The following is a 15,384-nucleotide window of genomic DNA, read 5'->3' as shown; positions in this document are numbered from 1 at the left end:
GCCCATGCTTACCCCTCGGGAGCGCATCGAACGGCAGATGGCCGGTCCGTGGCTCATTCGCCTGCACCGCAAGCTGAGCGCGCTGAAATCCACCGCCACCGTCATGCATACCGGGGCGCATCCGGATGATGAGCAGAACGGCCTTCTTGCCTATTTCCGCATGGAACTGGGCATGCGGATCATCATTGCCTGTTCGACACGCGGCGAGGGCGGGCAGAACGCGCTGGGGCCGGAAAGGCTGGGCGCGCTTGGCGTCATTCGCTCGCGGGAACTCGAAGAGGCCGCCCGTGTCATCGATGCCGACATAAGCTGGCTCGGCCACGGACCGGCCGATATGATCCACGATTTCGGCTTCTCCAAGGATGGCGACCAGACCTTCGGCCGCTGGGGGCAGCAGCGCATCGTTGAGCGGCTGGTGCGGGCCTATCGCAAGGAACGGCCCGATATCGTCATCCCGACATTTCTGGATGTGCCGGGGCAGCACGGGCATCACCGCGCCATGACGCGGGCTGCAAGAAGCGCGATTGCGCTGGCGGCCGATCCTTCTGCTTACCCTGAACATTTTTCCGAGGGGCTGAAGCCCTGGAAGGTGGCGAAGTTCTACCTTCCGGCATGGTCGGGCGGTGGTGATACCTATGATGACGAAGTACCGCCGCCGGAAACGACACTGACGATCAATGCGGCCGGCAGGGAGCAGGCGACCGGTGCGGAATATGACCGGATCGGCGAATGGTCACGTTATTACCATGCCTCGCAGGGAATGGGGCACTGGCCGAAGCGGGCGCAGGAACTCTGGCCGCTTCATCTTGAACTCTCTGACGCCGCCAATCGAGAAGAAGGATCGATCCTCGACAACCTGCCATCGACGCTTGCTGCCCTTGCCGGCGTTGCGGGGCTTGATGCCGAATCCCAAAAAGCGCTGGTCGAGGCCGAACAGGCCATCAACCGGGCGATTGCGGCCTTTCCCGATACGCCGGAAATCACTCAATCACTGCTTGATGCGGCGACCCTTCTGCAAAAGGTGGATGAAGCCGTGCCAAGCGAATTCAGGGACTTGCACGGCCACAGGATCGCGCGCAAGCGAGCCGAGGTTGATGCTGCCATTCTGACCGCGCTCAATCTTTTCGAGCGGGCCTATGCCGAGCCGGCGGAGATCGTTCCGGGTGGGGAAACGTCGCTTTATGTGGACCTTTCCGACCGGGCGGCAGAATTCGACGTCGAGGTCACACCTGTTCTTCCGAGTGGTGTGTTTTCATCCGTCAAGTCACTTGGCAGGACGGTTGTTTTTTCCCTCGCCGCGGATCAAACCGCGGTTGTTTCAGGTCTCTATCAGCAGGACTGGAAAGCCGCAGGCGGCAACGGCCATGGTTTCGTGCGTGTGGCTGCAACGCTTGAAGGACGGGAGGTTTCTGCCCTCTTCGATCTGGAAGAACCGTTTTTCGTTACGCCGGCGCAGTCGCTCACACTTTCGCCGGATGCTTTTCTCGTTCCGGCGGGACAAGGCCGGGACACACATGTGTTTCAGGCCCTTGTGAAAGGCGCGGATACACCGCTGTCATTCAGGAGCGCCGGCGGCTGGAATGTGAAAAAATCGGGAGACGACTGGATTGCCGAACGTGCAGGCGAGGGCGCGGCGGGGCTTTCACAGCTTGAGGCGTTTTCCGGGTCGCAGCCGGCTTTCCAGATCACCCCTATCGCCTATCCGCATATTGGCCGGGCGCGGTTTCTGGCCCCGTCCGTTCTAAAAATCCTGTCGCTGGACCTCAAGCTGCCCAAGGGCGCGCGGATCGGTTATGTCGGCGGCGGTGCGGACCGGGTCGGTTCATGGCTGTCGCGCATGGGCCTCGATGTTACCGAACTCGACGCGCAGGCGCTCGGCGGCGATCTCTCGTCATTCACGACAATTGTCGTCGGCATATTCGCCTTCGGCATCCGTAGGGATCTCACTGCTGCGACGGAGAAGCTTCACCGTTTTGTCGAAAACGGCGGCCATCTGGTCACGCTTTATCATCGGCCGACCGATGGATGGAACCCGGAGACAACGCCGGTCCGGCGTCTTGAAATCGGCAAGCCGTCCCTGCGCTGGCGGGTAACGGACCCGAAGGCGGAGGTGACGGTGCTGTTGCCCGATCATCCGCTGCTTGTCGGCCCCAACATCATCGACGCTGCCGACTGGGCAGGCTGGGACAAGGAGCGCGGGCTCTATTTCGCCTCGCGCTGGGATGATGTCTATGAGCCATTGCTTGCCATGCATGATGTCGATGAGCAGCCGCTGAAAGGCGCGCTGGTCTCGGGCGTCATCGGCAAGGGCCGGCACACCCATACCAGCCTCGTGCTGCACCACCAGATGGACAAGCTGGTGCCGGGGGCGTTTCGCCTTATGGCAAACCTCGTGCAACCGGCGTGAATGGCCACGGCCAAAGCGAAAAACGAGAAGACCCGCGCGAAACCGATACGCGCGCGGGTATCGGCTGGCTGTTGCTGGACATGACGCTTGTTGCGGGTGGAATGACGGCGCTCGTCAAGGCGCAGGGCGTTACCTATCCCGCCTTCCAGCTTGTCTTTATCCGGGCGATGATCGGCCTGATCTTCATTCTGCCGCTCATCTGGCGGCATCGCATGGAGATGCTGCGTGTCAAATATCCCTGGCGCAACCTCTTCCGCATCTGCTGCAACGCCATCGCGCTCACCAGCAATTTCATCGCCATCACCCTGCTGCCGCTTGCCACCGTCAACGCCATCGGCTTCTCCCGACCGCTGGTGACGATGGCGATGGCCGTTGCCTTTCTCGGCGAAAGGGTGAGTCGATATCGCTGGGCGGGGGCCTGCCTTGCCTTTGCCGGGGTGCTCGTTGTCATCGGGCCGGGTGGGGCGGAGTTTAACGCCGGCGTGCTTGTCGTCCTTGTTTCGGTGGTGTTCGGCGCACTTGCGGTGATCCAGACCCGGGCGCTGCGGCAGGAAAACACCACGGTCATGATGGTGTTTTATACCGTCGGCCTCGCCGTCATCACTGCGGTTCCGGCGATCTGGACGTGGAAGCCGGTTGCGCCGCTCGACTGGGGTCCGTTGCTGGCCATTGGGCTTCTGGCGCAGATGGGGCAATATTGCTTCCTGCGGGCCTATCGTATCGCCGATGCCAGCGTCCTTGCACCGGTCAGCTATCTCTCGATCCTGTTCGTTACGGCTGTTGGATATTTCCTGTTTGACGAAGTGCCCGAAACCGGCGTCGTGCTCGGCATCGCCATCATCCTCGTTTCGTTGCAGTCCACCGCAATTGTGGAATATGTTTCGAAGACGCTGCGCCGCCGGAAATAACGGACACGCCCTTACCTCTGGAATTCCATGACCCTCAGCCGGATCCAGTTCAAGGTCGCGAGTTTGGCGCGATCGTAAAAGGAACGGGCGAAGCGCACATAACGCATGATCCAGGCGAGCCAGGCATAGGTGAGGAGCTTTTCCCTGCCCGCGTGATAGATGCGTTCGACGATCAGGAAGGTTGCCAGATGGGCAAGGATCGTCACACCGATCCCGGTCTTGATTGAACCATGGGCAATCAGGAGAAGGCCGATGATCTTCATGGGTTCGGCAATGGCGAAGGGCACGGCGAGACAGAGAAGAATGGCGAGCCGCGGCAATCCGGCAATCCGGTTTTCCAGTCGCCTGATGAATGTCAGGCCGGATATGGCCCTGATGACAGGCCGATAAAGCGGCCGGAAAATGCCGTCGAGAATCAGGGCAAATACGATGATTGCCCTGATGGGAAAGACGAGGATCGTGCGGATTTTGCTGTTCACCTCAGCCGGTCTCCAAAGAGGTTGTTCCGTCCATTCTTAATCGCCTGAAACGTGGCAAAAGGAAGTTGTTTTTTCAGGTTCAGTCCTGCCGAACGCTTGCATACATACCGGTGGTGCGAAATTCGCTGGGGTTGGTGCCATAGAGCCTGCGGAAGACCTTGGAAAAATAGTTCGGGTCCTCGAAACCGCACAGCACGGACACTTCCTTGACGGGAATATTTCCGGCTGTCGTCAGCAGTTTTGCCGCCCGCCGCAATCGCCGCTGCAGCACGAATTCAGCCGGCGGCAGGCCTTCGCTCGCCGTGAAGATGCGGGAAAAATGCGCGCGGCTGAGGCCGGCCACCGCCGCAAGGTCGCTGACCGAAAGCCGCTCGCCCAGATGGCTGTCTATATAGCTCAACACCTGTTGCAGTGTGCGATATTCGCCGCCGAAAGAGGGATGCGAGCCGAAGACATCGTCATAAAGCGTCATCGCCGCTTCATAGGCAACGGCGGAGGCGGCGCCCGGCGTCTCCGCGCCATTGACGAGGCGCGAGCAGCATTCGGCAAGGTGATCGACGGTTTCGGACTGGAGCTTGAGGATCGGGCCAGTGACGGCGAGGATGTTGCGGTGAATGCGCAGGGCTTCCTCGCCATTCATGGAAATCCAGAAAAACTCCCATTCCTTGCCGTCTTCCAGCCAGTAGCGGTGATTGTGCGGGATCAGCAGCAGCAGGGTTTCACCCGGCTTCACCACATAATGGCGGTTCTCGTAACGCAGATTGCCCTGTCCGCCGATGCAATATTGCAGGACGGTGAAGGGCGTCTGGCCGCGTTTGCGCCCGTCCCAGTCATAATTCCCGCCTCGGCGGATTTCATAGCCGCTGCTGGTCGGCATGGTGTGCAGCGTCTGGCGCCCGCGGGGCAGCGAGACGGTGCGCATGCCGGGCCCCTGATCGATCAAATCGCGCAGCACAAAATTACCCATGAAAGCATAATCCTTCTCTGGTCCTCTCCGTCTTTATACGCATAATCCCGATCCGAGGAGACAGCCAGCGGGATATTGCTGCTGAAAAATTGGGAGGAAGGCCGGTTTTCCGGGATTCTTACGGGTATTTTTCTGCAGCGTCATTTTATGATCCTTCGGCCCGTTTCACCCGTTCGATTTGCAACAGAGGTGGCGTTATGAGTTTCAAAATCGCTATTATTGGCGCAGGCAGCGTCGGTTTCACGAAAAAACTGTTCACCGATCTCCTGTGTGTGCCGGAGTTTCGCGACATTGAAGTGGCGCTGACGGATATCAGCCAGCACAATCTCGATATGATCAAGGCGATCCTGGAAAAGATCGTTGAGGCCAATGGTTACCCGGTGAAGGTGACGGCCGATACCGATCGGCGGCGGGCGCTCGAGGGCGCGAAATACATCATCAGCTGCGTGCGGGTCGGCGGTCTCGAAGCCTATGCCGATGATATCCGTATTCCGCTGAAATATGGCATCGATCAATGCGTAGGCGATACGATCTGCGCCGGCGGCATTCTCTATGGCCAGCGCAACATTCCGGTCATTCTGGATTTCTGCAAGGATATCCGCGAAGTCGCCGCACCGGGTGCGAAGTTCCTGAACTATGCCAACCCCATGGCCATGAATACCTGGGCGGCCATTGAATATGGCAAGGTCGATACGGTCGGTCTCTGCCACGGCGTGCAGCACGGTGCGGAACAGATCGCTGAAATTCTCGGCGCGAAAAGTGTGTCCGAGCTGGATTACATCTGCTCCGGCATCAACCACCAGACATGGTTCATCGATCTGAGGCTGAACGGCCGCAGAATCGAAAAGGACGAGTTGATCGCCGCCTTCGAGGCGCATCCGGTCTTCTCGCAGCAGGAGAAGCTGCGCATCGACGTGCTGAAGCGTTTCGGCGTCTATTCGACCGAGAGCAACGGCCACCTCTCCGAATATCTGCCCTGGTATCGAAAGCGGCCGGAGGAAATCGCCCGCTGGATCGATATGTCCGACTGGATTCACGGCGAGACCGGCGGGTATCTGCGCCACTCCACCGAAACGCGCAACTGGTTCGAAACCGAGTTTCCGCAGTTCCTCGCCTCGGCCGCCAAGCCGATTGATCCGGCAAAGCGCTCGAACGAACATGCAAGCCATATTCTCGAGGCGCTGGAGACGGGGCGCGTCTATCGCGGCCATTTCAACGTCAAGAACAATGGCGTCATCAGCAACCTGCCGGCCGACGCCATCATTGAATCGCCCGGCTTCGTCGACCGTTTCGGCATCAACATGGTCTCGGGCATCACGCTGCCGGAAGCCTGTGCTGCCACCTGCATGGCCTCCATCAACGTGCAGCGCATGTCTGTCCATGCGGCGGTGAGCGGCGATATCGATCTCCTGAAACTTGCGGTGCTGCATGACCCGCTGGTGGGCGCCGTCGCCACGCCGGAAGAGGTCTGGCAGATGGTGGATGAGATGGTCGTCGCGCAGGCGCGCTGGCTGCCGCAATATGCCGATGCCGTGCCGGCGGCGAAGGAACGGCTTGCCAAATCCAGCGTCAAGACCCGCGATTGGGCGGGGGCCGCGCGCCGCAACGTGCGTTCCATCGAGGAGTTGCGGGCCGAGAAATCGGCGCTGAAAAAGGCTGTTTGAGGAAAGCATGGGAACAGGCCGGCGGCGAAAGGGAGTTCGCCGTCCGGTCAGAATGATCACAGAGGGTGGGCGGTCGAAGAGCTGCCATTTGGGAGGAATGACGATGTTACTTCAACGCAGGATCGGTATCATCTCGGCACTGGGTCTCGGTGTTTCGATGATCGCACTTAATGCGAATGCCTTCGAGACCGCCACGCCGCCGGAGCCACCGCAGTTTCCGGCCGAGGGCAAGATCAACTACGTGGCGCGCGACTCTATCCTCGAATTCAAGGCGCTGCCGAGCTACAGCGAACCCGACTGGGTGAGCGAGAAATTCGAAAAGACCGGCAAATTGCCGCCGTTGAAAGAGCGTCTGCCGGAAGAGCCGCTGGTCTACAAGACGGGCAATATGGCGGATGGCACCGGCGTTTATGGTGACACCATGCGCCATGTGGTCGGCGGCAGGCCGGAGGGCTGGAACTACATTGCAGGCCAGAGCCAGGGTTGGGGCGGCATCGATATTGCGCTTTCCGAATGCCTCACACGCACCGCGCCGCTTTTCCAGGTGGATGCCAAGGACACGGAACCGCTGCCCAATCTGGCGAAAAGCTGGGAATGGTCCGAAGATGGCCACAAGCTGACGATGCATCTGGTCAAGGGTGCCAAGTGGTCGGACGGCGAAGCCTTCAACGCCGATGACGTGATGTTCTATTGGGAAGATGCCGTCGTTGATCCCAACGTCTCGCCCCTCGGCGGCGGTGCGTCGCCCGAGGCTTTCGGTGAGGGAACGACGCTCACGAAGATCGACGACTATACGGTGGAGTGGACCTTCAAGGCCGCTTTCCCCAAACAATATCTCTACACCATGGCCTATCCGAGCTTCTGCCCCGGGCCGTCGCACATTCTTAAACCCCAGCATCCGAAATATTCCAAGAACACCTATAACCAGTTCAAGAACGCCTTTCCGCCGGAATATATGAACATGCCGGTCATGGGCGCATGGGTTCCGGTCACCTATCGTCCTGACGATCTCATCGTGCTGCGGCGCAATCCCTATTACTGGAAGGTTGATGAAAAGGGCCAGCAGCTGCCCTACCTCAACGAGGTGCACTACAAGCTTTCCACCTGGGCCGACCGTGACGTGCAGGCCGTGGCGGGATCGGGCGATTTCTCCAATCTCGAACAGCCGGAGAATTTCGTCGCATCGCTGAAACGCGCCGCCGATCCCAATGCACCGGCCCGTCTTGCCTTCGGGCCGCGGCTCATCGGTTATAATCTGCAGATGAATTTTTCCGCCAATGGCTGGGGCAATCCGGATGAGCGCGGGCAGGCGATCCGTGAGCTGAACCGCAACGAGGTGTTCCGTCAGGCCGTCACCTCCGCGCTCGATCGCAAGGCGATTGGAGACTCGCTGGTCAAAGGACCGTTCACGGCAATCTATCCCGGTGGCATTTCCTCCGGCACCAGCTTTTATGACCGCAGTTCCACGGTTTATTACCCTTATAACCTTGAGGCTGCCAAAGCCGCACTTGCCTCCATCGGCCTCAAGGACACGGATGGCGATGGCGTCCTGAATTTCCCCAAGGAAACACTTGGCGGCCGCAATGTAGAGATTACCCTTCTCGTCAATAATGGCTACGCGACGGACAAGAGCCTTGCGGAAGGTCTCGTTGGCCAGATGGCGAAACTCGGCCTGCGCGTCATCATCCACAGCCTCGATTCCAACCAGCGTGACGCCGCCCATTATGGCGGGCAGTTCGACTGGCTGGTGCGGCGCAATTCCACCGAGCTGTCATCCGTGGTGCAGAATACCGAGCAGCTTGCGCCTGTCGGCCCACGTACCAGCTGGAACCACCGCGCTCCTGAGGGTAAGGAACTCGATCTGATGCCGTTCGAGAAGGAGATGGCCGATCTGGTGCGGAAATTCATCTCTTCGCAGGACAATGCCGAACGGGCCGAGCTGATGAAGCAATATCAGAAGGTCTATACGCAGAACCTCTATACGATTGGTCTCACCGAATATCCCGGCGCGCTCATCGTCAACAAGCGCTTCTCGAATGTGCCGCAGGGCACGCCGATCTTCATGTTCAACTGGGCTGAAGACGCCATCATCCGCGAACGCCTTTGGGTCGCGGCCGACAAGCAGGGGAAGTATGAACTGTTCCCCGAGCAGCTTCCCGGCAAGCCGGGTGAGGGCGGCCCGATCAACTAACTCCTCCCGGAGAATACCCGGTACCGGTCGCGCGTGAAGCGCGGCCGGAGGCACCCGACGGACCGTTGTCCATCACGGCCCGCCCAAACGGAGGAAGACCGTTCGATGCTGAGATTTTTGACCATACGCGTGGCATCCGCCATTCCGGTGCTGCTGATCCTGAGCGTGGTGACCTTCGCCATCATTCAGGCCCCGCCCGGCGATTATGCCGACTACATCCGCTCGCAACTGATGAACCAGGGCGGCGCGTCCTTCGAGCAGGCGGAAGCGCAAGCGCAGGCCTACCGTATCGAACACGGTCTCGATCAGCCGCTCGTCGTGCAATATTTCAACTGGATCGGCGGCATCGTGACGCGCGGCGATTTCGGTTACAGCTTTTATTACAACAAGCCGGTCGCCGATGTGGTTGGCGAACGCCTGCCGCGCACCATTGCGCTGGCGCTGGTCTGCCACATCCTTGCGTCCATTCTCGGCATCGGTTTCGGCATCTGGGCAGCCACGCGGCAATATTCCTGGGTCGACAACCTGCTCTCCACCATCGCCTTTCTCGGCATGACGATCCCACGCTTCCTGATGGCGCTGATCCTTGTCTATCTCATGGTGTTTCATTTCGACGTGTCTGAGATCGGCAGCTTCTTCTCGCCGCAATATGGCGGCGCGCCGTGGTCGTGGGGCAAGTTCGTCGATCTGGTCAGCCATGTCTGGCCGGTGGTCGCCATCGCCGTCTTCGGTGGGCTGGCCTATAATATGCGGGTGATGCGCGGCAATCTGCTCGATACGCTGAACGCGCAATATGTCGAGACGGCGCGCGCCAAGGGTCTTTCGGAAGGCGCTGTCATCATGCGCCATGCCGTGCCGAATGCCGTCCACCCGCTGGTCATGTATCAGGGCGTCGTGCTGCCCTACATGCTGAGTGGCGAAATCGAGACCGCCATCATCTTCGCACTGCCGACCGTTGGCCCGGCCATTGTGGGCTCCATGGCTGTCGGCGATGTCTATGTCACCGCGACCTTCATGATGGTGCTGGCCGCGACGCTGATCGTCGGCAACATCATCGCCGACATGCTGCTCGCCATGCTCGACCCACGCGTTCGCGAATTCGGGAGGGCCTGAAATGATGGCGTTTGACGAAGTGAAAAACGAAACAACAGTCACCCCCAAGCCTGAACGCGGCACGCAGGGTAATGAGTCCTATCTCGCACTGGTATGGCGGCGTCTCAGACGCTCCTTCACGGGCATGGTCGGGCTGGTGCTGGTTGTGCTGCTGATCCTGATCGCCGTCTTCGCGGATTTCTTCGCGCCGATGCACCCGCTTGAAACCAATGCCAGCTTCTCGCCGCCGCAGGTGGTGCGTTTTTCTGACAAGGACGGCAATATCAGTCCATTTCCCCGTGTGTATGCGACGGCGGAAACCGCGGAACTCGATCCGATCACCTTCCAGCCCATCGTTGGCCCGGATTACGACAACCCCGTCTATCTCGGCTTCTTCGTCAAAGGCGCGGACTACAAGCTTCTGGGTTTCATTCCGATGAGCCGGCATTTCTTCGCCTCGACGGATGGCCAGCCGGTGCATTTTCTCGGAACCGATAAATTCGGACGCGATGTGCTGTCGCGCGCCATCTACGGTTCGCGCATCTCGCTCGCCATCGCGCTCAGCGTCGTCGCCATCGTCACCGTCATCGGCACCAGCGTTGGGCTGATTTCGGGGTATTTCGGCGGACCGCTGGATGCCTGGGTGCAGCGTTTCGTGGAAGTGGTTCTGGCTTTCCCGCAATTACCGCTCTATCTCGCGCTGACATCACTCATCCCGGTCACCGCACCGACTACCGTGTTTCTCGTCTTCGTTGTCGGCGTCATGTCGGCGCTCGGCTGGGCGCAGATGTCACGGGAGGTGCGGGGTAAAACGCTGGCGCTGGCGCGTATCGATTATGTGCGGGCGGCGATTGCCGTCGGCGCCACCGATCGGCGCATCATCTTCCAGCATATTCTGCCGAATGTGATGAGCCATGTGATCGTCGCCGTGACGCTGCATATTCCGAGCGTCGTGCTGCTGGAATCCTTCCTCGGTTTCCTCGGCTTTGCTGTGAAGCCGCCGCTGATCTCCTGGGGGCTGATGCTGCAGGATACCGCGACCTATTCCGTCATCGGTTCCTATCCCTGGATTCTCGCACCGGTCGGTTTCGTGCTGGTCACTGTCTTTGCCTTCAACGCGCTGGGCGACGGCCTGCGCGATGCTGTCGATCCCTATTGAGAGGAGCGTGCCATGGTTGCTAGCCAAAACAACGCCTACGCCCCCGCCATCCGCCTCGATGCCGATGATCGTCAGGACGACGCCATTATCGATGCCCGCAACATTGCCGTGACCTTCAAGGTGGAGCACGGCACGGTGGAGGCAGTGAAGGACATTTCCTTCCAGCTCTACCGGGGCGAGACGATTGCCATCGTCGGCGAATCCGGTTCGGGAAAATCCGTCACGGCCCGCACTGTGATGGGGCTTTTAACGAAGCGGGCTTCGGTCTCGAAAACGGCGACCGTGCGTTTCAACGGCGACGATATTCTGAAGTTCTCGAGCCGCCAGCGGCGGGCGTTGCGTGGCAACCGCATCTCGATGATCTTTCAGGAGCCGATGAGTTCGCTGAACCCGATCTATACGATCGGCAGCCAGATCGTCGAAGCGATCCGCGTTCATTCGAAACTGAACCGGAAACAAGCCGAGGCGAGGGCGCTCGACCTGCTGCGACAGGTGCAGATCCCGGAGCCGGAAGCGCGACTGAAGCAATATCCGCATCAGTTGTCCGGCGGCCAGCGGCAGCGTGTGATGATCGCCATGGCGCTCTCCAACGATCCGGATGTGCTGATTGCCGACGAGCCCACCACCGCGCTTGATGTGACGGTGCAGGCGCAAATCCTCAACCTCATTCGTGACCTGCAGAAGAAGCGCGGCATGGCCGTGGTGCTCATCACCCATGACCTGACGATCGTGAAGCAGTTTTCCGATTACGTCTATGTCATGCAGCATGGCGAGATGCGCGAGCACAACACCACGGAGAAGCTCTTCGAAGCACCGCAGCACCCCTATACGAAGAAGCTGCTCGGCTCCGAACCACATGGCACGGCGAAACCGCTGCCTGAGAATTCAGGCGTGCTGCTGACGGCGAGCGGCGTGCGCGTTTCCTTCATGATGCGCTACGGCGGGTTGTTCAAACCGGAACTCAAGGAACTGATCGCTGTCGATAGTCTCGGCCTTACCCTCAAGCGGCACGAGACGCTTGGGCTCGTCGGCGAATCCGGCTCGGGCAAGACGACCTTCGGCCAATCGCTGCTGCGGCTGAACGAGCCGGTGGGCGGTGACATCGTTTTTGATGGCGAGAGGGTCGATGGCCGCTCCCGCGCCGAGATGCGGCCGCTTCGATCACGCATGCAGATCGTCTTTCAGGATCCCTTCGCCTCGCTTAATCCCCGCATGACCATCGGCCAGATCATCGAGGAAGGGCTGATCATCAACGACCTGGGCAAGAACAAGGCCGAAAGGCTGGACCGGGTGCGCGACGCGCTGGAGGCGGCGGGCATGCCCGGCAACATCCTCTCACGGTTCCCGCACGAATTTTCCGGCGGCCAGCGCCAGCGTATCGCCATTGCCCGTGCAGTGGCGCTGGAGCCCGAATTCATCCTGCTCGATGAGCCGACCTCGGCGCTAGATCTTTCCGTTCAGGCGCAGATCATCGACCTCCTGCGCAAGCTGCAGGACGAGCGGGGCCTGAGTTATCTGTTCATCTCGCATGACCTGAAGGTGGTGCGCGCGCTCTGCCACCGCGTCATCGTCATGCAAAGCGGGCGCATCGTTGAGGAAGGCCCTGTCGAGGACGTTCTCACCCACCCAAAAACCGAATATACTCAGCGGCTTGTACGAGCCGCCTTCGAAATCGCTTGAATTCCAAATGCCGGAGGTAGACATGGCAAGAAATCCCAAGATCACATTTATCGGCGCAGGTTCCACGGTGTTCATGAAGAACATCATCGGTGACGTGCTGCAGCGTCCCGCCCTTTCGGGCGCCACCATCGCGCTGATGGATATCAATCGTGAAAGGCTGGAAGAAAGCGCCATCGTCGTCAACAAGCTGATTTCGACATTGGGCGCAAAGGCGAAGGCAGAGACTTTTACCGACCAGAAAAAGGCGCTTGCCGGTGCCGATTTCGTCGTCGTCGCTTTCCAGATCGGCGGCTACGAGCCCTGCACGGTCACCGATTTCGAGGTGCCGCGCAAATATGGCCTGCGCCAAACGATTGCCGATACGCTGGGTGTCGGTGGCATCATGCGCGGTCTTCGCACCGTGCCGCATCTGTGGAAAATCTGCGAGGACATTCTGGCCGTCTGCCCCAACGCCATCATGCTGCAATATGTGAACCCCATGGCGATCAACACCTGGGCGATTGCGGAAAAATACCCGACGATCCGCCAGGTGGGCCTTTGCCATTCCGTGCAGGGCACGGCCATGGAGCTCGCCCATGATCTCGATATCCCTTACGAAGAGATTCGCTATCGTTCGGCCGGCATCAATCACATGGCGTTTTTCCTCGAATTCGAGCATCGCCAGCCCGACGGCAGCTACAGGAACCTTTATCCCGATCTCGTGCGCGGCTACCGCGAAGGCCGTGCGCCAAAACCCGGCTGGAACCCGCGCTGCCCCAACAAGGTTCGTTATGAAATGCTGACGAGGCTCGGTTATTTCGTCACGGAAAGTTCCGAACACTTCGCCGAATATACGCCCTACTTCATCAAGGAAGGCCGCGAGGACCTGATCGAGAAATTCGGCATTCCGCTCGATGAATATCCCAAGCGCTGCATCGAGCAGATCGAGCGCTGGAAGGGCCAGGCCGCCGCTTATCGTTCGGCTGACAAGATCGAGGTCAAGCCATCCAAGGAATATGCTTCCTCCATCATTAATTCCGTCTGGACCGGCGAACCCTCCGTCATCTACGGCAACCAGCGCAACAATGGGTGCATCACTTCGCTGCCGGCCAATTGCGCGGCGGAAGTGCCCTGCCTTGTCGACCATAACGGCGTGCAGCCGACCTTCATCGGCGAATTACCACCGCAGCTCACCGCGCTGATGCGCACCAACATCAATGTACAGGAACTGACTGTGCGGGCGCTGATGACCGAAAACCGCGAGCACATCTTCCACGCGGCGATGATGGACCCGCATACGGCGGCGGAACTGGACCTCGACCAGATATGGTCGCTGGTCGACGATCTTCTCGTGGCGCATCGCGACTGGCTGCCGGAATGGACCCAGGTGGAAGTGAAGCGGGCGCGGGCGGTATAAGAACGCTACGGCTGCGTTTAGGCAGGCTGGCGCACTGCACCTCGGGTGGCGTTTGCCAGTTGGCCGTCCGCTACAGATTTAAACGTCATCCTCGGGCTCGTCCCGAGGATCCAAACACGTTGAAAAAAACTGTTGGCTAGCAGATGCTCGGGACAGGCCCGAGCATGACGAAGTGGGCTTTTGCCCTTCGTTCGATTGACATGTGTCAAAGTCTCTCCGCGATTCCTCACCTAAACAGGCTCCAGAACCGGACTTTCTCCCGTTGAATATGGGAAATATCAGGTTCGAATTATGAACGCGATGGTGGCTGGCTTCTTCGGTTTTTACGTATTACGGTTGAAACCTGAAGGGTTCATGGGGAAGACGGATGTCTAAAAAAGGCTTGCTCATTGGTCTGGTGGTTCTGGTTATTGCCGGTGTCGCCTATTTCTCCTGGTCAAACCTGAAGGGGGAGGGACTTCCCGCCGGCTTTGTGGCCAGTAACGGCCGGATCGAGGCTGTTGAAATCGACATCTCCACCAAAACCGCGGGCCGCCTTCAGGATATCATGGTGCGCGAAGGCGATTTCGTGAAGGCCGGGCAAGTGCTTGCGCAGATGGACACGGCCCAGCTGGAAGCCAGGAAACGTCAGGCGGAAGCGCAGCTTCGCCGTGCGAAAATTGCGATCGATACCGCCAACAGCCTCGTTGCCCAGCGGGAAGCGGAAAAAACCTCCGCCCAGGCGGTGGTGGAACAGCGCAAGGCGCAACTCGATTCCGCCTCCAAGACCAATACACGCTCGAAACAGCTGCTGACCGGCAACGCCGTGTCGCAGCAGATCGTCGACGACAGCGAAGCCGCCGAACAATCCGCCCGCGCCACACTTGCCTCGGCGCAGGCCTCTCTCGCTGCTTCCGATGCTGCAATCAACGCCGCCAAGGCGCAGATTGTCGATGCCGAAGCGGCTGTCGATGCGGCGCAGGCCGATATCGAGAGCATTGAGACGGACATTGCCGATGCGACGCTGAAATCGCCCCGCGACGGTCGTGTGCAATATCGTATCGCCCAGCCGGGAGAAGTGCTCTCCGCCGGTGGGCGGGTTCTCAACCTCGTCGATCTCGGCGATGTCTATATGACGTTTTTCCTGCCCACAGCCGAAGCCGGCCGCACGTCCATGGGCTCCGATGTCCGCCTGATCCTCGACGCGGCGCCGCAATACACCATTCCGGCCAAGGTGTCCTTCGTCGCCGATGTCGCGCAATTCACGCCCAAAACGGTTGAGACCGAAGAAGAGCGCCAGAAGCTGACATTCCGGGTGCGGGCGCAAATTCCGCAGGAGCTGCTGCAGAAATATATTCAATATGTCAAAACCGGCTTGCCCGGCATGGCCTATGTCCGGCTTGATCCGCAGGCCGCCTGGCCGGAAAATCTCGAACGCAATCTCGTCAAGTGAGGGTGGGCG

The 15,384-nt window shown here is 59.7% G+C and carries 11 protein-coding genes; 9 read left to right on the top strand and 2 right to left on the bottom strand.

The window, feature by feature from the left end; all coding sequences use genetic code 11:
* Positions 1-4 precede the first annotated feature (4 nt).
* Positions 5-2,407, top strand: a complete 2,403-nt coding sequence (locus JZX89_RS24755) for a PIG-L family deacetylase (RefSeq protein ID WP_207135642.1) — start codon at positions 5-7, stop codon at positions 2,405-2,407.
* On the top strand, positions 2,404-3,315 hold the full coding sequence (locus JZX89_RS24750; RefSeq protein WP_207135641.1) for a DMT family transporter: 912 nt from the start codon (positions 2,404-2,406) through the stop codon (positions 3,313-3,315). Before JZX89_RS24755 ends, JZX89_RS24750 begins: the two co-directional genes overlap by 4 nt.
* An 11-nt stretch (positions 3,316-3,326) precedes the next feature.
* Here JZX89_RS24750 and JZX89_RS24745 read toward each other — a convergent pair whose 3' ends face one another.
* Both JZX89_RS24745 and JZX89_RS24740 read right to left on the bottom strand, forming a co-directional pair.
* On the bottom strand, positions 3,327-3,794 hold the full coding sequence (locus tag JZX89_RS24745) for a hypothetical protein (RefSeq protein ID WP_207135640.1): 468 nt from the start codon (positions 3,792-3,794) through the stop codon (positions 3,327-3,329).
* A gap of 79 nt (positions 3,795-3,873) precedes the next feature.
* Positions 3,874-4,761 (bottom strand): AraC family transcriptional regulator, encoded by an 888-nt coding sequence (locus JZX89_RS24740; protein ID WP_207135639.1) that lies wholly within the window; start codon positions 4,759-4,761, stop codon positions 3,874-3,876.
* Between the two features lie 197 nt (positions 4,762-4,958).
* Between JZX89_RS24740 and JZX89_RS24735 the strand changes: the two genes are divergently transcribed.
* The 7 genes from JZX89_RS24735 to JZX89_RS24705 all read left to right on the top strand — a co-directional run bounded on the left by JZX89_RS24735 (position 4,959) and on the right by JZX89_RS24705 (position 15,375).
* Positions 4,959-6,425: an alpha-glucosidase/alpha-galactosidase gene (locus JZX89_RS24735; RefSeq protein ID WP_207135638.1), complete on the top strand. Its 1,467-nt coding sequence runs from the start codon at positions 4,959-4,961 to the stop codon at positions 6,423-6,425.
* A gap of 103 nt (positions 6,426-6,528) precedes the next feature.
* On the top strand, positions 6,529-8,616 hold the full coding sequence (locus JZX89_RS24730; protein ID WP_207135637.1) for an ABC transporter substrate-binding protein: 2,088 nt from the start codon (positions 6,529-6,531) through the stop codon (positions 8,614-8,616).
* Between the two features lie 105 nt (positions 8,617-8,721).
* Entirely contained in the window at positions 8,722-9,729 is a 1,008-nt protein-coding gene (locus JZX89_RS24725; protein WP_153516062.1) for an ABC transporter permease, read from the top strand.
* Between the two features lies 1 nt (position 9,730).
* Entirely contained in the window at positions 9,731-10,867 is a 1,137-nt protein-coding gene (locus JZX89_RS24720) for an ABC transporter permease (RefSeq protein WP_207135636.1), read from the top strand.
* A 12-nt stretch (positions 10,868-10,879) separates the two neighbouring features.
* Positions 10,880-12,547 carry an ABC transporter ATP-binding protein gene (locus JZX89_RS24715; RefSeq protein WP_207135635.1) on the top strand — a complete coding sequence of 556 codons (1,668 nt, stop codon included), beginning with the start codon at positions 10,880-10,882 and terminating at the stop codon, positions 12,545-12,547.
* A gap of 22 nt (positions 12,548-12,569) precedes the next feature.
* The gene (locus JZX89_RS24710) at positions 12,570-13,943 is read left to right on the top strand and encodes an alpha-glucosidase/alpha-galactosidase (protein WP_207135634.1); all 1,374 of its coding nucleotides are present in this window, start codon (positions 12,570-12,572) and stop codon (positions 13,941-13,943) included.
* A gap of 367 nt (positions 13,944-14,310) precedes the next feature.
* Entirely contained in the window at positions 14,311-15,375 is a 1,065-nt protein-coding gene (locus JZX89_RS24705; protein ID WP_207135633.1) for an HlyD family secretion protein, read from the top strand.
* The last annotated feature ends 9 nt before the right edge of the window (positions 15,376-15,384 follow it).

It is taken from the genome of Agrobacterium burrii (assembly GCF_017313405.1).
In the GTDB taxonomy this organism is placed as follows: domain Bacteria; phylum Pseudomonadota; class Alphaproteobacteria; order Rhizobiales; family Rhizobiaceae; genus Agrobacterium; species Agrobacterium burrii.
This window is presented reverse-complemented; position numbering and strand designations above follow the sequence as displayed.

Bases quoted from the DNA above. Each gene is read 5' to 3' on its own strand.
- JZX89_RS24755 (WP_207135642.1), top strand. From the start codon at position 5: ATGCTTACCCCTCGGGAGCGCATCGAACGGCAGATGGCCGGTCCGTGG.
- JZX89_RS24740 (WP_207135639.1), bottom strand. From the start codon at position 4,761: ATGGGTAATTTTGTGCTGCGCGATTTGATCGATCAGGGGCCCGGCATG.
- JZX89_RS24735 (WP_207135638.1), top strand. From the start codon at position 4,959: ATGAGTTTCAAAATCGCTATTATTGGCGCAGGCAGCGTCGGTTTCACG.
- JZX89_RS24730 (WP_207135637.1), top strand. From the start codon at position 6,529: ATGTTACTTCAACGCAGGATCGGTATCATCTCGGCACTGGGTCTCGGT.
- JZX89_RS24725 (WP_153516062.1), top strand. From the start codon at position 8,722: ATGCTGAGATTTTTGACCATACGCGTGGCATCCGCCATTCCGGTGCTG.
- JZX89_RS24720 (WP_207135636.1), top strand. From the start codon at position 9,731: ATGATGGCGTTTGACGAAGTGAAAAACGAAACAACAGTCACCCCCAAG.
- JZX89_RS24715 (WP_207135635.1), top strand. From the start codon at position 10,880: ATGGTTGCTAGCCAAAACAACGCCTACGCCCCCGCCATCCGCCTCGAT.
- JZX89_RS24710 (WP_207135634.1), top strand. From the start codon at position 12,570: ATGGCAAGAAATCCCAAGATCACATTTATCGGCGCAGGTTCCACGGTG.
- JZX89_RS24705 (WP_207135633.1), top strand. From the start codon at position 14,311: ATGTCTAAAAAAGGCTTGCTCATTGGTCTGGTGGTTCTGGTTATTGCC.